Source organism: Streptomyces sp. NPDC001868, assembly GCF_040297125.1.
Lineage (GTDB): Bacteria > Actinomycetota > Actinomycetes > Streptomycetales > Streptomycetaceae > Streptomyces.
On sequence record NZ_JBEOYO010000037.1, the window covers coordinates 18425 to 35916 of the forward strand.

General features: G+C 69.3%; 15 protein-coding genes and 5 pseudogenes. 5 read left to right on the forward strand and 15 right to left on the reverse strand.

From position 1 onward, the window contains the following. Positions 1-286: 286 nt before the first annotated feature. Both ABT147_RS32650 and ABT147_RS32655 read left to right on the forward strand, forming a co-directional pair. A pseudogene (locus ABT147_RS32650) lies at positions 287-565 on the forward strand (YhjD/YihY/BrkB family envelope integrity protein); the annotation flags it as partial. A gap of 1369 nt (positions 566-1934) precedes the next feature. Continuing rightward, positions 1935-3173, forward strand: coding sequence for a PP2C family protein-serine/threonine phosphatase (locus ABT147_RS32655; protein WP_351413004.1), 1239 nt, complete (start codon positions 1935-1937; stop codon positions 3171-3173). A 78-nt stretch (positions 3174-3251) separates the two neighbouring features. Here the strand turns inward: ABT147_RS32655 and ABT147_RS32660 are convergent, their stop codons facing one another. From ABT147_RS32660 to ABT147_RS32680, 5 genes and pseudogenes are all read right to left on the reverse strand, one after another. After that, positions 3252-3419 carry a hypothetical protein gene (locus ABT147_RS32660; protein WP_351412921.1) on the reverse strand — a complete coding sequence of 56 codons (168 nt, stop codon included), beginning with the start codon at positions 3417-3419 and terminating at the stop codon, positions 3252-3254. A 37-nt stretch (positions 3420-3456) separates the two neighbouring features. Beyond that, the gene (locus tag ABT147_RS32665) at positions 3457-3813 is read right to left on the reverse strand and encodes a PRC-barrel domain-containing protein (RefSeq protein ID WP_283974520.1); all 357 of its coding nucleotides are present in this window, start codon (positions 3811-3813) and stop codon (positions 3457-3459) included. A gap of 1137 nt (positions 3814-4950) precedes the next feature. Next, a pseudogene (gene trhA, locus ABT147_RS32670) lies at positions 4951-5533 on the reverse strand (PAQR family membrane homeostasis protein TrhA). A 1049-nt stretch (positions 5534-6582) separates the two neighbouring features. After that, the gene (locus ABT147_RS32675; RefSeq protein WP_030052720.1) at positions 6583-6786 is read right to left on the reverse strand and encodes a cold-shock protein; all 204 of its coding nucleotides are present in this window, start codon (positions 6784-6786) and stop codon (positions 6583-6585) included. A 251-nt stretch (positions 6787-7037) separates the two neighbouring features. Continuing rightward, a pseudogene (locus ABT147_RS32680) lies at positions 7038-7202 on the reverse strand (MerR family transcriptional regulator); the annotation flags it as partial. Between the two features lie 39 nt (positions 7203-7241). Between ABT147_RS32680 and ABT147_RS32685 the strand changes: the two are divergent. Continuing rightward, positions 7242-7599: pseudogene (locus tag ABT147_RS32685) on the forward strand (hypothetical protein). 101 nt (positions 7600-7700) lie between these two features. Here ABT147_RS32685 and ABT147_RS32690 read toward each other — a convergent pair. The 7 genes from ABT147_RS32690 to ABT147_RS32720 all read right to left on the reverse strand — a co-directional run bounded on the left by ABT147_RS32690 (position 7701) and on the right by ABT147_RS32720 (position 12308). Then, positions 7701-8009: an SCO5918 family protein gene (locus tag ABT147_RS32690; RefSeq protein ID WP_351412924.1), complete on the reverse strand. Its 309-nt coding sequence runs from the start codon at positions 8007-8009 to the stop codon at positions 7701-7703. 50 nt (positions 8010-8059) lie between these two features. Further along, on the reverse strand, positions 8060-8464 hold the full coding sequence (locus ABT147_RS32695; protein WP_351412926.1) for a CBS domain-containing protein: 405 nt from the start codon (positions 8462-8464) through the stop codon (positions 8060-8062). A gap of 46 nt (positions 8465-8510) precedes the next feature. Beyond that, complete coding sequence (locus ABT147_RS32700; protein WP_351412928.1) at positions 8511-10001, reverse strand: DEAD/DEAH box helicase; 1491 nt, start codon at positions 9999-10001, stop codon at positions 8511-8513. Between the two features lie 346 nt (positions 10002-10347). Continuing rightward, complete coding sequence (locus tag ABT147_RS32705) at positions 10348-10551, reverse strand: cold-shock protein (protein ID WP_351412930.1); 204 nt, start codon at positions 10549-10551, stop codon at positions 10348-10350. A 718-nt stretch (positions 10552-11269) separates the two neighbouring features. Beyond that, positions 11270-11395, reverse strand: coding sequence for an ATP-binding protein (locus tag ABT147_RS32710; RefSeq protein ID WP_351412933.1), 126 nt, complete (start codon positions 11393-11395; stop codon positions 11270-11272). Positions 11396-11410: 15 nt separating this feature from the next. Next, positions 11411-11803 (reverse strand): SpoIIE family protein phosphatase, encoded by a 393-nt coding sequence (locus tag ABT147_RS32715; RefSeq protein WP_351412935.1) that lies wholly within the window; start codon positions 11801-11803, stop codon positions 11411-11413. Positions 11804-12092: 289 nt separating this feature from the next. After that, positions 12093-12308 carry a DUF6243 family protein gene (locus ABT147_RS32720; RefSeq protein ID WP_351412937.1) on the reverse strand — a complete coding sequence of 72 codons (216 nt, stop codon included), beginning with the start codon at positions 12306-12308 and terminating at the stop codon, positions 12093-12095. A 564-nt stretch (positions 12309-12872) separates the two neighbouring features. On the opposite strand from ABT147_RS32720, the pseudogene ABT147_RS32725 reads away from it, so the two are divergent. Further along, a pseudogene (locus tag ABT147_RS32725) lies at positions 12873-13085 on the forward strand (IS5/IS1182 family transposase); the annotation flags it as partial. A 33-nt stretch (positions 13086-13118) separates the two neighbouring features. Further along, a complete protein-coding gene (locus tag ABT147_RS32730) occupies positions 13119-14111 on the forward strand; it encodes an aldo/keto reductase (RefSeq protein ID WP_351412938.1) in 993 nt (330 codons plus the stop codon). Between the two features lie 637 nt (positions 14112-14748). Here ABT147_RS32730 and ABT147_RS32740 read toward each other — a convergent pair. From ABT147_RS32740 to ABT147_RS32750, 3 genes are read right to left on the reverse strand one after another with little or no spacing between them, the layout of a single operon-like run. Then, entirely contained in the window at positions 14749-16017 is a 1269-nt protein-coding gene (locus ABT147_RS32740) for a diaminobutyrate--2-oxoglutarate transaminase (RefSeq protein ID WP_351412940.1), read from the reverse strand. 60 nt (positions 16018-16077) lie between these two features. Next, positions 16078-17079 carry a TauD/TfdA family dioxygenase gene (locus tag ABT147_RS32745; protein WP_351412942.1) on the reverse strand — a complete coding sequence of 334 codons (1002 nt, stop codon included), beginning with the start codon at positions 17077-17079 and terminating at the stop codon, positions 16078-16080. Between the two features lie 31 nt (positions 17080-17110). Then, complete coding sequence (locus tag ABT147_RS32750; RefSeq protein ID WP_351412944.1) at positions 17111-17320, reverse strand: MbtH family protein; 210 nt, start codon at positions 17318-17320, stop codon at positions 17111-17113. Between the last annotated feature and the right edge of the window lie 172 nt (positions 17321-17492).

Sequence of the window (17492 nt, forward strand, 5' to 3'; positions counted from 1 at the left end):
TGGACATGCCCGTTCCCCTTCCGGCCCCATGGCGCGTCGCGTTGCCGGTACCGAGCCGCGTCGGGCGGTCAGAATCGTGAGGACGCCACAACAATCGGCAGGCCCCTATCGGGACACGCCCCGCCGGCCCGGCACCGACAACGCACCATCCCCGGCCAACGGCCGACACTGCGTGATTCAGACGCGCTGGTCAAAGGTGTCATGAGTCAGACCCCGGACCCGGGACAGCACCCGCCAATCCTCCCGCCCGTCACAGCATCCCCGCCCGGAAACACTGAACATCACCGTAGCCGTCGCCTTGGTGCTCGTCCTGTACCGGTCAGGACCGGTGTCCTCCCGCCCTGTCCGGAGGATGGCGCCCGGCGGCACACTGGCGGTGGCGCTCCTGCTGACCGTCTCACTCGGATTCGCCGTCTACACCTCCCTGGTGAGCACCTATGACCGTCTGTACGGTTCACTGGCAGGCGTCGTGGTGTTCCTGGTCTGGCTGTGGCTCTCCAATCTGGCCCTCCTGATCGGCGCTCAGTTCAACGCAGAGCTGACGAACCCTGCGCACGGGGAATGAGCCGGTCTTGGGGAATGAGTCGGTCTTCTCGTACCTGCGGCTGACCGCCCGTACCCTTGGGACCGGTTCGCTGCGGCCGCGTGGGCAGTGGCGACCTCTGGCCTCGCGCGGCGCGCCGTCCGCCGCTGGACCGGCAGGGCAGCGCACAAGGTCAGCGCAATCAGGGCCAGGGTGGCGAGGGGAGACCACAGGCCGGCCGCGGGCGCGCGGCGATGCCAGGTCGGTAGCCGGGCATGGAGAAGCGGTCGGCGTCGTGCAGGCACATCAGGCGCAACCACCGGTGCCCCTCCTGCTTCGGGGTGCGGGTCCGGCGCGGGCCCGCCGGGCGTCCGCTCACTCAGGCCCTGTCGAGTCGGACCACCCATCGAGCATGCGGGGCGGGGATTCCGGACCTCGCCGAATCCGACCATCTGCCCGGCCTCAAGACACAGGTCATCGGCCGAACTGGGGCTCCGAGATCTCGAGCTCACCGCCTGGCGCGTTCTGCGTGCAGACCGCGGGTCGGGCGATTCGGCTGGGCGGAAAGCCTTCCTCGACGCCTGGACCAGCGCCTGAACGACTGTTCCTCCAGGCAGCCGTGCAAGGCATGCGGCGCCCGAGTCGGCACCTGGCGCGCACCCCGGCCTCGTATCCCTACTGCTCCGGTTCGGTGTTGCAGCACCTTGCGACCAACCCTGGTCGCCGACGAACTGCGACACCTACGGTGAGGCGGCCGAGCCCGGGACAACGCCTGATGTGACCGGGTTCAGGAAGGGCCCGGCCGAGGTGGGCCGCCCCGGACGCACCTCAACGGAGCGGGGCCGCGCAGCCATTGCTGCGCGGCCTGCTCCTGTGCACCACAGGTCCTGTCGGCGCCCGGCACAGGAGCGGACCCCCTTGTTCGGCCGAAAGGACGGCCTGCACGGGCCGCCGCGGTCACCGGACGCGGCGCGCACTATCCCTCGGGCAAGGCTGCGAGGTCAGGCCGGGTTGATGTTCTCGGCCTGCGGGCCCTTCTGGCCCTGGGAGACGTCGAACGGTGGGCGCCCGAACGGCGTACCGTTAGGGCCCCACTACTGTTTGTCGTCTCCGGTGCCAGCGTGGCATGAACGCGGGTAGGCCGGATGACTACGAGGTGCAGGCGTTCCACACGGCGACGGTGGCCGGGCCGTTCGACGAACAGCCGGCCGACAGGTGCATCCGTTCAGAGGCTCTGTGGTGCACTAACATCTGCCGGGAATCGGGGTTTGGCGCCAGCCCCTCGCATCCCCGGGCCGGAGCCCTGGGCAGCAGCGAGCAGCGAGGAGTCACCGTGACCGTGCGCGGGCCTGACGGGGACGGTGGGCCGACCACTCGTACTCCCGCGAACGGGGATGGCCGGGGCAGGGCGATAACCCTGGCGGGGACGCTGGCCGCAGCGGAGTCCGCGGCGCCTGTGGAGTCGCTCGACGTGGTCGCGGGCATGCTCAAGGAGCGCCTCGGGGCCGCGTCGGTGTCATTCCTCATCACCGACTTCACCGGTGGCTCGGTCGTACGGCTGGGGGCGGCGGGCAGCATCGATACCGATGAACCCGCCCAGCGCATCACGCTGCGGGGCACCCTGTACGACGACGTGATCCGCACCCAGCGGCCGAGCGTGGAGGACGAGGGCGAGGGCGCGCTGGTGCGGATCGTCGCCCCGGTGACCAACCGCGGGGACGCCATCGGGCTCCTCGAACTGTTCCTGCCCGCGGCGCCGGACGCGGAGGTGATGCGGGAGATCGGTGAGACCGCACACGCCCTGGCATACATCGTCATCGCGAACCGGTCCTACACCGACGTGTACCAGTGGGGCCGCCGTACCGTCCCGCTGAGCCTGGCCGCGGAAATCCAGCACCGGCTGCTCCCGGCGTCGCTGGCGTGCGAGGCGGCGCAGTTCGCGGTGGCCGGGGCACTGGAGCCCGCCGACCACGTCGGGGGCGACACCTTCGACTACGTGATCGACCGGGATACAGTCCAGCTCTCCGTCACCGACGCCATGGGGCACGATGTCGAAGCCGCGCTGCTGGCCACCCTCTTGGTGGGCGCCCTTCGCCGGGCACGGCGGGCCGGCGCCGACCTCGCCGAACAGGCCCGACAGGCCGATCAGGCCATGTGTGAACACGGTCGCCAGAGCTACGTCACCGGCCAGCTCCTGCGCATCAGCCTGACCGACGGCAGGACCGAGTTCATCAACGCCGGCCACCCCTGGCCGCTGCGCATGCGGAGCGGCCAGGTGCGGGAGATCACTCCGAAGATCGATATGCCGTTCGGCTTCCAGGTCCCCCACACCTACCGGGTCCAGTCGCTGGACCTGCAGCCGGGCGACCGGCTGGTGATGCTGACCGACGGCATGCTGGAGCGCAACGCCGACAGCCTCGATCTGTCCGACCTGATCGTGCGCACCCGCGATCTGCATCCCCGCGAGGCCGCCCGCACCCTCATCGCGGCGATCGTCGACGCCAACCACGGCCACCTGCAGGACGACGCGACCGTCATGTGCCTGGACTGGCACGGCGTCGGCCACTCCGAGCGGGACGCCGACACCGGCGCCGACCTCACCGACGCCTCCGCCCCGTCGCGGACGGGGCGGACCACTCCTGGGCGATGACTCGACGACTGCTCCGACACCCCGCTGCGTCCGGTCCCCGGGCGGGCGGCCGTGGGGCCGCTTGCCCGGCTGACCGCGTCACCGGGGGAGGCGCCTGCGGCCGCGGCCCAGGCGTAGGCCGAGGAGGACGAGGTCGGCGACCAGAACCACCACGCCGATGACCAACAGGTAGAACAGGCCCTTCGCCACCACACCGATGATGCCGAGCACGATGGCCACAATGAGCAGCAGGAGGAAGAGAGCCATTGGTGTCACCTCATGGTGGGGGACGTTCGTGAGGGCATCAGCGGCGGGCGAGGCGACGTTCGCCGCCCGCACCCGTTCGGTAGGCGAGCTCGTAGTGCGCGAAGACCGTCTTCTCGTCCTCCGCGAGCAGTTCGCCGTCCGTGCCGATCGAGGGCGCTTCCTTGACCTGCTTCTTGTCGTAGGCGACCTTCAGGTAACCGGGACCGACCGTCGCGTCGCCCAGGGGGACGAACACCAGCCGGTGTCGGGTCGGCAGGCCGACCGTCACCGTCGCGAACGCGGGCTGGTCTGTGGCCGTGTCGACGTAGACCGCCTCCAGGACGCCGATCTTGTGCCGCTCGTGGTCGACCACGTCGTGGCCTCGCCATTCCCTGATGTCCTGCGCCTCGAACACGGAGCCCCCTCTGTCTCAGGTCAGCTGAAGACCGCTGTCGTCTTTCTCTCGCTCCTCCCTCCTTACCTGCTTACGGAGCGTCACACCCTGGAGAGCAGCCAACTTTCAGGGCGGACAGCGGCGCGTACAACCTCTATCCGGGGCCCCTCCACGGGCGTCCTTCGCCAAGCGGGCATCGAGGCACGCGCCATCGCCCACACGTTCCGCCGCGAGCAGGCGCGGGCACCTCTTCTCCCCCCCGAGGTGGCGACCGCACAGCCGACACACACCGGAGAGGGCACGCTCCGAGAGGTCGCGGGCTGACGGAACCTCGGAAGCTTGGCCCTTCAGCGGCGTACCCCGCGGGGCGAGTGGATGCCGCGGTGGCGGTTGGAGGCAGACGTGGACGCTTGGGCGGAGCGCACTGAGCGGGCATGGTGAGGTGGCCACGTCGGTCGGGGCCGCCCCGCTCCCCGCCGCGTCAGCGTGGCGGCGGGGTGAGGCGGGGGACGTCGGTGGGGCAGAGGTGGGGGCGGGCAGCCGGTACCCGTCCACGCATTCGCGGTGGGAGCTATTCCTCTCACGGCAGGGCGGTGGCTCCGCAGACCACCTGCTGCTCGCCCTGCAGTAACGGGCATCCTTCGGGGCTGCAATGTCAGCAGCTGTGTGTCCCTCTTGGCCGCGATCGCCACCACGGTGCTCCGGGTGAGGCTGGTGAACCATCACGGCTGCGGAGGCCGCGAACTCGGTATATCGCCTGGTGCGGTCCGACCGGCGGCTGCAGGGCCCAGCGGCTGGAGTGCCGAGGGGCTGCGCTCGGAGTTCTGGTCCGGTGGCGATCCTCCGGGACGCGCCGGACACAGGTGGCTCATCGCGTTCGAACGGACACAGAGAGCGCTTGCGGCGTAGGTAAGCATGCCAAGGCATACCTGGAATCCGAGAACGACCAGTTCCTTGCCGCAGGCACGTCCCGGCCGATCACCGTACAGATCACCGTCCCGGGCGACCCGGCTCACCTGCCCCAGGAATACCATCCCCCTGATGTCTTCCGCCTCGACTTTCATGCGCGGGGCGATGCCTCGGCGACCGCCCGGTCCGCCGCGGTCCAGCACGCGGCGACGTGGGCGATGAGCGGCGGACCGGAACACTCTCGCGGGGTCAGTAGGTGGCGAGGGCGGTGTAGTGCGCGGTGAAGGCCACCACGGTCAGCGCATGGAAGACCTCGTGGAAGCCGAACCAGCGGGGTGCGGGGTCGGGCCGCTGGAGGGCGTAGACCACCGCGCCCGCGCCGTAGAGGAGACCGCCGACAACGATCAGGACCACTACGGCCGCTCCGCCGGTGTACAGGAAGTCGGGCAGGTAGCTCACCGGTGCCCACCCCAGCGCCAGGTAGCACGGGGTGTACAGCCAGCGCGGGGCTCCGACCCACAGGACCCAGAACGCGATGCCGGCCAACGCTCCCGTCCAGACGATCCACAGCAGCACGGACCGCTGGTCCGGCGGGAGGAGGATCACAGCCAGGGGGGGTGCAGGTGCCGGCGATGATCAGGAAGATGTTGGCGTGGTCGAGGCGTCGCAGAAGAGCCTCGCCGAGCGATCCCCAGGTGCCGCGGTGGCAAATGGCGCTCGTTGCGAACAGCAGCCAGGCGGAGACCGAGTACACGGCGCAGGCCACGACCGCCTGCGGAGTACGGGCCAGGCAGATGAGCACGACGCCTGCGATCAGCGCGGCGGGGACCATTCCGGCACGGAGCCAGCCACGCAACCTCGGCTTGATCGGTTCGGCCAGGTCGGCCACCCGCTCCACCAGAGCAGCGACCGAGTGAGTCCCCCATGCTGGAAAACCTCACCCGGATACGTGACGGGAGGTCGGTCCAGAACCCCAGAGCCACGTCGCCGGGCGCGGGCCGGTTCGCCGCCGTGTGAGCTCCAGCCCCGTTGGCGCTACCGCCAATTGGGCTTGCCGAAGCCGAGCAGAACGGCTGGTCATGGGAACGATCAGGGCTTCCGAACGGGCATCTCCGCTCGCCTACGCGCAAGGATCGCCGATGCTTCCTGAGGTCCGCCCCCGCGTATCCACCGCCCTCGCAGACCAGTTGGAACACCAACTGGACCTTGCTCCGCATCTCGAAGCCGGCCAGCTCGACGTGGAGGGCGTCGCCGGGATTGCGGTGGTCGCCGCCGCCCACGCCGATGGCTATGCGCCACCGGCCACCTCCTCGGGCTGCTGGCCGCGCTGCCTGCCCCCATCAAGGCAGGAGAACGCTTCTGGTCGGACCTGTGGTGGTCGTCGGGCACCGCGTACCTGCTGCCCGTCAACATCAAGGCTCCGGTGCTGCGTTCCCTGGCAGGAGAGGGAACCGCCCTGGCCGGCAGGTCGTCAAGACACAGGTCATCGGAGAACTGTGGTTCCGAGATATCGAGCTCACCACCTGGCGCGTCCTGCACGCAGACCGCAGGTCGGACGATCCGGCTGGACGGAAAGCCTTCCTCGACGCCTGGACGAGTGTCTGAGCGTCGGCTCCTTCGAGCTGCACGGCAGCCGCGCGGGAGATGCGGCTCCCGTGCCCGACGACGCTTGCAGCGACTGAGGTGGGGAGGTTCCGGGCCGAAGTCGCACCGGCCCGGGGCCCTGCACAGATCAGGGGCCGCGCAGCCATTGCTGCGCGGCCCCTGATCCTGCCGGCCCGGCACGAGAGCAGGCGCCTTCGTCCGGGTGGGTGGCAGGGCCCGCGGGGGCGGCGGCCACCTGGACGCGGCGTGCGCGATCTCTCGGGCAGGTCTGCGAGGTCAGGCCAGGTTGATGTTCTCGGCCTGCGGGCCCTTCTGGCCCTGAGTGACGTCGAACGTCACGGCCTGGCCCTCCTGGAGCTCACGAAAGCCCGTGGAGTTGATCGCGGAGTAGTGCGCGAAGACATCCGGGCCGCCGCCGTCCTGGGCGATGAAGCCGAAGCCCTTCTCCGCGTTGAACCACTTCACAGTTCCCGTAGCCATGTCTCATGCCTTCCAGTCGATGAACGCCTCCCACCCCTTGTGGCAGACGGAGGTGATCGCCCTGGTCCCTGCGGCACAGCACAGCAAAACGCCCACACCGAAGGCGTGGGCAAGAGGGAATTCCGAACCACGACAGCTGACGCAGACGCTACACGCCCGCACATCGCGTCACCATAGGAAATGATCACACCGCACACCGCACACCGAGACCGTGCGTGCGGTGCCCGTCGAGGCTGACGGGCACGCTCATCTCATGCTGCTGCCGCCGGGTTCGCCGATTCGGCGGCGCGGCGGTATTCGGCGTTGATGCGCTGGGCTTCTTCGAGCTGGTCTTCGAGGATGACGATGCGGCAGGCGGCCTCGATGGGGGTGCCTTGGTCGACGAGTTCCCGGGCGCGGGCGACAACGCGCAGCTGGCTCAAGCAGCCGGATGGCCAGCGAATACGGTCCGCGTCATGTCGCAGCCTGACGAGTTGCTCGCTGACGTCGGCGCCCCGGTGGAGTCCGACCAGAGCAATCAGAGTCCCTGACCGTGGTCACCAATGGCGCTGTCATCACCGGTCGATGGGCTGTCGCAGCCACGTGAAGGCAGAGGGTGTCGGATGTCCTGACGGATTCCGCCCACCTGGACGAGTTCGCCGCCGTCTTCGACTCCCCCGCGAAGAAGGACGGGCCGCCCACGCGTCTGCACTTCCAAGTCGCCCGGATCCCGCGGGGCACCCTGGGGGTCCGGGGACGGGTGGGAGGTACCGGGTTGCGATCGAGGATGTCAGCGCCTGGACCGTGGGCGACTTCAGCTGTTCCGGCCACTGAGCGACGCCGACGGGAACCGGCTGCACGCGGTGTGGGCCCGACCGGCGTACCGGTCGGGCCCACACTGCTGGTCAGGTGTCGGCTCGTGTCTGTTTACCCGGTCAGACCGTGACGGGGGTGCCGAGCATCGCGGAGGCGTGCTGCATCGGGCTGAGAATGCCCAGGGGCGCTGCCTTGGGAACGGCGCGGCAGGTGAAGCCGAGCTGAGCCATGGCCCGCAGGACTTCGCCGGCGCTGAAGTCACGACGGTCCTGGCGTGTGATGACCTGGCCGACCTGCTTGACGGGGTAGTGGCGACGGCCGATGATCACCGAGTCGCTGGTGGCCGGTTCGGGCTTGATGCCCTTCATCGATTCCAGCACGCCGCCCTTGGTGAGCTCGAAGGGGAAGCGGGCGATGACGCAGCGCATGTGACCTCACAGAGAGAAGGAAAGAACGGTCCGACCAGGGGCGAGGTGTTTCAGCGGGAGAGGGCGAGGATGCCCAGGGCGCTGCCTTGCTCGTCGACCACCGGCAGGGCACCGAGCCGACGGGTGCGCATCGCGTGCTCGGCTTCGGCCATCGTGGTCACGGGTGAGGCGAACGAACCGTGGTCGCCGAGGATGTCGCGCAGGCGGACACGGTCCGTGTAACCGGAACTGTCACGGACGGCGGTGAGTTCGGTCCGGGTGACCAGGCCGGTGCACTGGCCGTCCTGATCGCAGACGAGCAGTCGGCCCGTGCGGGCGGCCGCCATGACGGCCAGCGCCACCTCGACGCTCATGTCGTCACAGACCTGCGGTCCGGCCGGGTCCATGACCTCCATCGCCGTCCTGTGCGCGGGGTTGGCGTCCGCCGGGCGGGGCTGCGTCTGAACCAGCGTCAAAAGGTGCCTCCTGCAGAGATGGGCCGGCTTCCTGATTACCAAAGTTCTAGGCCACCGCGCCGAAGCCGGACTGGCGTACGGGGGTGCGCCTGGTCGCCGAGGTGGGGCGGCGGCGGCCTCGGGAGGTGGCGCTGCGCTTGGGGCGTTCGACCACCGGTGCGGTGATGACGACCGGGATGCCGGACGGGGCCTGGGCGCCGGTGATCCGGTTCAGGGCCTCGTCGCCCGAGCGGATCTGGGTGGTCTGCGGCCGGATGCCGGCGTCCGACATCAGACGGACCATGCCGCGGCGCTGGTGCGGCGTGACGAGGGTGACGACGCTGCCGGACTCGCCGGCGCGGGCGGTACGGCCACCGCGGTGGAGGTAGTCCTTGTGGTCGGTCGGCGGATCGACGTTGACGACCAGGTCAAGGTTGTCCACGTGGATGCCGCGCGCCGCGACGTTGGTCGCCACCAGCACGGTGACGTGCCCGGTCTTGAACTGCGCAAGTGTGCGGGTGCGCTGGGGCTGCGACTTGCCGCCGTGCAGCGCGGCGGCCCGTACCCCGCTGTTGAGCAGGTCCTGGGTCAGCCGGTCGACGGCGTGCTTGGTGTCCAGGAACATGATCACGCGGCCGTCGCGGGCGGCGATCTCGGTCGTGGCGGCGTGCTTGTCGGCGCCGTGGACGTGCAGGATGTGGTGCTCCATCGTCGTGACCGCACCGGCGGACGGGTCGACGGAGTGCACGACGGGGTCGGTCAGGTAGCGGCGTACCAGAAGGTCGACGTTGCGGTCCAGGGTGGCGGAGAACAGCATCCGCTGCCCCTCCGGGCGCACCTGGTCGAGCAGCGCGGTGACCTGGGGCATGAAGCCCATGTCGGCCATCTGGTCGGCCTCGTCCAGCACGGTGATACCGACATGGTTCAGCCGGCATTCGCCGCGGTCGATGAGGTCCTTGAGCCGGCCCGGGGTCGCGACGACGACCTCGGCTCCGCCGCGCATCGCGCTGGCCTGCCGGCCGATCGACATGCCGCCCACCACGGTGGCCAGCCGCAGCCGCACGGAGCGGGCGTACGGGGTCAGCGCGTCGGTCACCTGCTGGGCCAGCTCACGCGTCGGTACGAGGATCAGCCCCAGCGGCTGGCGGGGCTCGGCACGCTGTCCGGCGGTGCGGGCGAGCAGGGCGAGGCCGAAGGCGAGGGTCTTGCCGGAACCGGTGCGGCCGCGGCCCAGGACGTCACGGCCCGCCAGGGAGTTCGGCAGCGTCGCTCCCTGGATCGGGAACGGTGCGGTCACACCCTGCCTGCCGAGTTCGGCCAGCAGCTGCTCGGGCATGTCGAGATCGGCGAAGCCCTCGACGGCGGGCAGCGCGGGGGTGATCGTCCTGGGCAGCGCGAACTCACCTTGCACTGCGGCGGGCCGACGGCCGTAACCGCCGGAGCGGACGGGCCCGCCGGTACGGCGCGATGCCTGCGAGCCGTAGCCGCCGCCCCTTCCGGCGTCGGCACGGCCGTCACGGGTGCGGGCGGGGCGGTCGTTCGTGTACGTGCGGTTCATGCGGAACCTTCCTCGATGGGGCACATATCAAGGAATTCCCGCTGCGATGAATGGCATGGAGAATTACAAGTATGGACCGGTGGCAAAAGAAAGCAGATCTGGCCGGCGGAAACATCCGTGGGCACAGGTGCGGAAATGGGTGACGCGATGGGGGAACTTGCGATCCGGGCGCCGGATGCGGGGCAGCGCTTCAGGGTGCGTCTGCGTCCTGAGGGAGGAACCGCTGGTGGTGGTACTGCGGATTCATCCGGGGCGTCCCGCGGGTGAAATCCGCTGCGGGATACGCGTGCAGCTGGGGCCCGCACCCCGAAGGATGCGGGCCCCAGCTACGGATTGCGCGTGAGCGTCAGGCCGGAACGATGTTCTCGGCCGTCGGGCCCTTCTGGCCCTGCGCGATGTCGAACTTCACCTTCTGGCCCTCGAGCAGCTCACGGAAGCCCTGCGCGGCAATGTTCGAGTAGTGGGCGAACACGTCGGCGCCGCCACCGTCCTGCTCGATGAAGCCGAAGCCCTTTTCCGCGTTGAACCACTTCACGGTACCAGCAGCCATGTCATATCTCCTTTGGGGCAGTGCATCGGCGTCCGCACTGCGCGGACGCCGTGTCGCCGCGATGATTACCCCGCCCGGAAATGACCGGAAATATAAAAGTGCTCCCGACCGGCAGAAGCCTGGTGGGGGCACTTGAAGTCTTGGGAACCACAACTGCAACTTGGATCGACAGTAGCACGCCGGAACGGGCCGTGCGTGTTGAATAATTCCACTCTGCTCTTCGCGGCAAAAAACTCCCGCTGCACGGCCCCCCAAAATCTGATCCCTCGGGAACAGATATTGATTCACTCGGAGTTCAACGTCTCAGGAAGAGTTGCCAGCCGGCACGCTGCGCGACAGCCGGGGAAAAGCCGCTGCCGCCCAGGAAAAGCAGCTGCGAGACTGTGGGGATGACCACGCAGCGGCTGCCGTTCCCGGTCCCGGATGAGCGAGCCCACCTCCTCAGTGCGGGTGAGGTGCCTGGTCGTGAGGGTGATGGCGGCCCGGGTGATCAGGCTGAGCCGTTCGTACTCCCGCGCATGCGCACGGGACGTCTTCGAGTGCCTACTCCGACAGAGTGGCCAGGCAGGCCGCCGGTGCGACTTGTGCTGATGACCGTCGGCTGAAGCGCCCGCATCACATGAGACAACCGGGCCGATAGGTCAGGACACTTCTTCCAACAGCTGTTCGGTCCAGATGGTTTTGCCCGCAACGGTGTACCGGCTGCCCCAGCGATGGGTCATCTGGGATCGGAGACCTCGCAGATCAGACGTTGATCCCGAATCAGCCGCAGGCCCACTGGGGCGCCGCCGTAGCGGATGGCGTTGGTGACCAGCTCGCTGACGATCAGCTCTGTGGTGAACACCAAATGTTCCAGCCCTCAGGAGGTCAGCTGGTCGGCGACTTGACGGCGTATCCCTGCGACGATGCTGGGGTCGGCGGCCAGCTCCCAGGCGGCAGTGGCATCTTCGGGAAGTCGGCGCACCTGGGTCACCAGAAGTGCCAGATCGTCGTCCAAGGGCTCCTGCAGAAGCACCACGGTCAGTCCGCGCGTGTGGAACGGATCTCGCGTCAGCGCACCGGTGTAGAAGGACAGCACATCACCCGGGCTTAGTTGCAGCTCGGTGGCTTCGAAGGGCTCCGCGCCTTCCGCCAGGGGCAACCCCGGACGCACGGATACCATGTCGGCTTCGGCGCCGCCCCGCGAGACCAGCACCGGCCCAGGGTGTCCCGCACTGGCCAGTACGCAGTGGCCGGTGATCGGGTCGTACACGGCGTACAGGCACGTCGCGCCGTGCGCCCTGCCGGCAGGGACAACATACGAGCGCTGTGCACCGGACCGTCGCTGGCTTTTGCCCGGGCCCGGGCGCGACCACTGAGCACAGCCGCACAGCAGCCTGCGCATCGAGCGGGTCCAGCTTCCCGAGCAGACGGCAGGCTGTGCGGTCGGGCCGGTTCACTTCGTACACCTGGACGTGCTGAGCCAGCAGGTGGCGGGACAGGCCCGCGCCGAAGGTGCCGGTGCCCTCCGCCATGCGGTGCCGCCCTGCGGCAGCGGTGCGTCAGCTCTGTGCGGTGTCGTCGCTCGTCTGCCCGGCGCCCTCGGCTGCGCCTGCCTTCTCGCGCATCTTGCGCACCAGCTCCGCCTTCTGGTCGGCTGCACCCTGGCGGTCGAGATTGCGGTACGGACCGTTGCTCTGCCGTTCGGCGCGGGACAGCTTCTTGCGCTGGCCGCCGCCCATGCCCACGGGATTGTTGATGTTCTTGCTCACGGTCACGGGTTCTCCCGGTAATGATGTGAAGTGATCTACGGATTCATCGGTGGGGGACGGGCGGCGACATCGAAGGACGTCAGCAGGGGCCCGTCAGCTCTCACTCGTAAATCGGCGTCTGGAAGAACATGACACTACCCAGATGCTAGATCTTGGACTTGAACATGGTACGCAGCATGTCGGACTCCTGGAAGACGGCTCCCTGCCTGCTTGCTGCAGGTCAAGGGCGTTCTTCACTGTACAACTGTGCGCCAGGACCCGACGATGGTGAGAAACATCGCTTCACTCCGGCGAGAAGTCTCCCTGCCTGCGTTTCCGCGCGAACCAGGCTGTCGTGAGGCCGCCGACCAGGCGCCTGCTCGAACGCCCGTCTAGGAATGTGCGAGGGCTGATGCTGATCAGATGCCGACCGACCTGACGGCACATCAGGAACATGAGAGGCGTAGGACGAGCCACTTCCCCGGAGCACCTGGAACTGTGCGAATACCGGTACCGCCTCAAGCATGGCCGTCGCTGGTAACAAGACCGAAGGACACAAGCGGCACCTGAGCGCCCTCGGCCGGTCCTGGGCGCGCAAAGAAAGGCAGCCGGGGCGGCCGGCCCACACGCCTCGACACCGATCTCCACAAGGAGAGGAACACCGTCGAGCGCCTGATCAACAAGCTGACAGCATGGCGGGGCATCGCGACTCGATACGACAAGACACCCGAAAGTCACCTCGCCGGCCTCCGCCTCCGCGCCTCCACGATCTGGGTCAACGACCTGCTGACGGCAACCGGTTGATCACAACATCACACAGGCCATAGCGTGCAGTCCATGAAGTACACGCAGCTCGGACGCACTGGACTCAAGGTCAGCCGACTCGTCCTCGGCACCATGAACTTCGGTCCGCTGACCGACGAGGCCGACAGCCACGCGATCATGGACGCGGCACTGGACGCGGGCATCAACTTCTTCGACACGGCGAACGTGTACGGCTGGGGCGAGAACAAGGGCCGTACCGAGAGCATCATCGGCAACTGGTTCGCGAAGGGCGGCGAGCGGCGCGACAAGGTCGTCCTCGCCACCAAGATGTACGGCAACATGGGCGCGGACGACGAGGCATGGCCCAACCACGAGAAGCTGTCGGCGGTGAACATCCGGCGCGCCGTGGACGCGTCGCTCAAGCGGCTACGGACCGACCACATCGACGTCTACCAGTTCCACCACATCGACCGGGACACCCCGTTCGAGGAGATCTGGCAGGCCATCGACGTCCTGGTGCAGCAGGGGAAGATCCTCTACACCGGTTCCTCCAACTTCCCGGGCTACAAGATCGCCCAGGCCAATGAGATCGCCGCCCGGCGCGGCAACACCATCGGCCTCGTCAGCGAGCAGTGCCTCTACAACCTCTACGAGCGCCGCGCCGAGATGGAGGTCATCCCTGCCGCGCAGGAGTACGGCCTCGGCGTCATCCCGTGGTCGCCGCTGCACGGCGGTGCGCTCGGTGGCGTGCTGAAGAAGGAGGTCGAGGGCGGTCGGCGCAGCGAGGGGCGAGCCGCGGGCGCCATGTCCGGCCCTGACGTACACGCGAAGATCCAGGCGTACGAGGACCTGCTCGACAAGCACGATCTGGAGCCCGGCGAGGCCGCCCTGGCCTGGCTGCTCACCCGTCCCGGCGTGACCGGCCCGATCGTCGGTCCGCGTACGGCGGAGCAGCTCGAATCCGCCCTGCGCGCCACCGAGTTGGATCTGAGCGAGGAGCTGCTGGCCGGGCTGGACGAGATCTTCCCGGGACCGGGACCGTCTCCGGAGGCCTTCGCCTGGTAGCGGTCGCAGCCGCATTCGTTCGCAGTCGCCGCCGCCGTCGTCGGGACGGGGGCGGCGCTCGGCCTACGGCGCGGCTGTCACGGCTATTGTCCGAGCGCCGCCGCCACCGCGACCTGGACGGACATCAGCACAAGCGCACCGGCCATGATCCGGTTCCGGGTTTCGGGGTTCACGGGACCGAGCCTGACCGGCCCCTCCGAGCGGCCGACGGGCGACCGCCTCGTAGGGAGGGCTGTTCGCCCGCCACACCGGACGTCGGCAGGTTGCTGCGCACCAGCACGACGTCGGCCACGGTCCAGGTACGGCTGGTGAACTCGCCGAGGACCGCGACATACGGCCTGATCTCGGACGGATGCCTGACCGGCCGGACCAGGATGCCTTTCGGAAGATCAAGAGATCACCCAGGGCAAGCACACACCCAGGCCGTCCTCTGCCTCGTACGCCGCCGAGCCGACGTGCTCTTCGCCATGCTCCACGACGGCACCCTCCACGAACCACCAACCCCGATCACCGCTTGACCGAAGTCATAGGGGCCCCCGGGTGAGCGCCGGTCTCCACGGCTCCGGGTTGAACGCACCCCGACCCTGGGGACGGGCCGCGGCCGCTCGGCTTGGCTCGTCCCCAGGGCGTCGGGCGACTACGCCGTGGCGAGTACCTGGACGGTGGCGCCCAAGGTGTCCGCCACTTCCTTCCACTCGGTGAGGGAGATCGTCAGGGGTGGCAGGAGCTTCAGTACATGCCCCGACCCCGAGGTCTCGGCGACGATGCCGGCGCGGAACAACGCCTCCCGTATCCGCTCGGCCGTCCCGGGGGCGGGGAATCTCAGTCCGCTCATCGCTCCCTTGCCGACGACTTCGGCGGCACCCACCGGGAGGGCGTCGGTGATGCTCGCGAGGCTGGTGCGGATCGCGGCGGTCAGTTCGGCGGTGTGGTCGGTGAAGTGCGGGTCGGTCCAGTGGTCCAGTGCCGCGGAGCCTGCCACGAAGGCGAGGTTGTGGCCACGGAACGTGCCGTTGTGCTCGCCGGGGGCCCAACGGTCGATCTCGCGCCGGATCAACAGCGCCGCCATCGGTAGCCCCATTCCGCTGAGGGACTTCGACAGGCAGACCAGGTCGGGGCGGAGTTCGGGGGCGTCCTCGAAGCTGAAGAAGGTACCGGTGCGTCCGCAGCCCGCCTGGATGTCGTCCACGATGACCAACGCGCCGGTGGCGTCGGCGAGTTCACGGATCCGGGCCAGCCACGCGCGGGGAGCCGTGTGCAGGCCGCCCTCGCCCTGGACCGTCTCCAGCAGGACCGCGGCGGGCGGGGCCGTCGCCGCGCCCGGGCCGAGGGCGTGTTCCAGGGAGGCGAACGGATCGGGCTCGGCCGCGTCGCCGTACGGGAGGATCGTGACGTCGGTCAGAGGTACGCCCGCCGCGCCGCGCAGCAGGGGGGAGGTCGTGGCGGCGAGGGCGCCGAGGGACGCGCCGTGGAAGCCTCCGGTGAAGGCGATCACCTCGGTGCGGCCGGTGACCTTTCGGGCCAGCTTCAGGGCGGCCTCGACGGCGAGCGTTCCGGCCGGTCCGGGGAACTGGACGACGTGGTCGCCGAGGCCGCGCGGCTCAAGGACGAGGCCGGTGAACCGCTCCAGGAAGTCGGCCTTGGCCGTGGTGTGCAGGTCCAGCGACTGCACCGGGCCGCCGGCCGCGAGGTAGGCCGTCACCCGTTCGACGATCTCGGGCGGGTTGTGGCCGTAGTTGAGCGAGCCGGCCCCGCACAGCAGGTCCACATAGCGGCGCCCCGAGGTGTCCCACAGATGGTGTCCGGCGGCTCGTTCGAAGACCACCGGGAAGCCTCGGCAGTAGCTGCGTACGTTCGACTCGTGACGTTCGAACACCGCGAGGGGCGTCCGGTCTGTCTCGGTCATGTCAGCACGTACCTTTCATCGATTCTCGTAACGCGTCGCGGGCCGACGTCACTTGAGGGGTCACTTGACCAGCACCGTTCCGTCACCGGGACGGTGGTCGCGGGAACGGCGCAGGTCGCTGAAGGCGAACGTCCGCTGGAGCCAGCGGTCGAGGCCGTCGTAGCGCGGCGTGAACGCCGAACGGCCGTGCAGGGTTGTCCGGTTGTCGACGACGGCGAGGTCGCCAGGGCGCAGCAGCACCCCGGTGTACGTGCGGTGCGCCACCTCGGCCAGTTCGGCGAGAGCGGCCCGGCCCTCGGGGGTCACCGCCTTGGTGGCCGCCTCGTCGAGGCACCAGTCGGGGTCGTCCGGGTCGCCGGTGAGCACGGCGTGCGCGGTGCCCTCGCCTGCCGGGCCGAAGGACGGCGGTGCCTCGGTGATGTACTCGGGCCTGCCGAGCGCCTCCCGGGTGCCGGGTGTCAGCAGCGGCAGGACGCGTCGGGCGCAGCTGGTGCGCAGTTCGGCCGTGCCCTCGTGGTCGCGGCGCAGGCACAGCAGCATGACGTAGTCGGGGCGGTGGGGGTGGAAGGCGTTCTCGGTGTGGAAGGTGAGTTCGACCGAGCCGACGTTGCCCTGGACGGTCTCCTGGCCGGGCACCGGCACGACGTCCTGGACGAGGGCGCCGGACTTCTCCGCCGCGAACGCGGCCGGGTCGCCGAGCCCGGCCGCGAACAGCAGCAGCGTCGCCGCGGGCAGGGACGGGCCGTGCTGGACCGAGCCCTTCACCATGGGGGTGGGCGGCAGGTGCGCGGCACCGATGGGGAGCCTCCTGAGGACGAGGGCGCCGTCGGGGCCGGAATGCCTGCGGAACTCCCTGACGGTGCGCCGTATTTCGGCGGGGACGTCCTCCCAGGCGTGCCGGGCGAGGGCCACCCATGCCGGGTCGTCGACCCGGTCGCCCGCCTGGTCCAGCAGTTCCGCCGCCACATGGCCGAGCCGGGCCAAGGTGGGGGCGCCGTACCGCACCGTGCCGTCGGCGCTCGCCGGGGCGTACGGTGCCTGCGTCATGTCGACGCTGCTCACGTGCGTGTTCCCTTCGTCCGCTGCGTCCGCGTCACTCGCCCATGGCCCGGACGAGGCTCTTGGGGCGCAGGTCGGTCCACTCGCGCTCGACGTACTCCAGGCAGGCGGTGCGGCTGTCCGGGCCGAAGACGGTGGTCCAGCCGGCGGGCACGGCGGTGAAGTCGGGCCACAGCGAGTGCTGGCCTTCGTCGTTGGCCAGGATCCGGTAGGTGCCGTCGGGGTTCTCGAAGGGGTTGGTCATGACGGATCGGTGTTCCTTTCGGGAGCCGGGAGGCGCTGCGCCTCCCGCTGTGGGGAAGTGGGGCCACGGTTCCGGCCGGTGGTCCGGGCGGTGTGGCCGGTCATCAGGGGCTCGCGCGAGCCGTCACCGGCGGTCGGCGCGAGTGGCCGGAGGGGTGTTCGGAGGAAGCCGC

Coding starts and splice junctions, on each gene's coding strand:
- ABT147_RS32660 (WP_351412921.1), bottom strand. CDS start 3,419: ATGGCTCTCTTCCTCCTGCTGCTCATTGTGGCCATCGTGCTCGGCATC.
- ABT147_RS32675 (WP_030052720.1), bottom strand. CDS start 6,786: ATGGCTACGGGAACTGTGAAGTGGTTCAACGCGGAGAAGGGCTTCGGC.
- ABT147_RS32690 (WP_351412924.1), bottom strand. CDS start 8,009: ATGCGCTGCGTCATCGCCCGCTTCCCCTTCGAGCTCACCAAGGGCGGC.
- ABT147_RS32700 (WP_351412928.1), bottom strand. CDS start 10,001: ATGAACCGCACGTACACGAACGACCGCCCCGCCCGCACCCGTGACGGC.
- ABT147_RS32705 (WP_351412930.1), bottom strand. CDS start 10,551: ATGGCTGCTGGTACCGTGAAGTGGTTCAACGCGGAAAAGGGCTTCGGC.
- ABT147_RS32730 (WP_351412938.1), top strand. CDS start 13,119: ATGAAGTACACGCAGCTCGGACGCACTGGACTCAAGGTCAGCCGACTC.
- ABT147_RS32740 (WP_351412940.1), bottom strand. CDS start 16,017: ATGACCGAGACAGACCGGACGCCCCTCGCGGTGTTCGAACGTCACGAG.
- ABT147_RS32750 (WP_351412944.1), bottom strand. CDS start 17,320: ATGACCAACCCCTTCGAGAACCCCGACGGCACCTACCGGATCCTGGCC.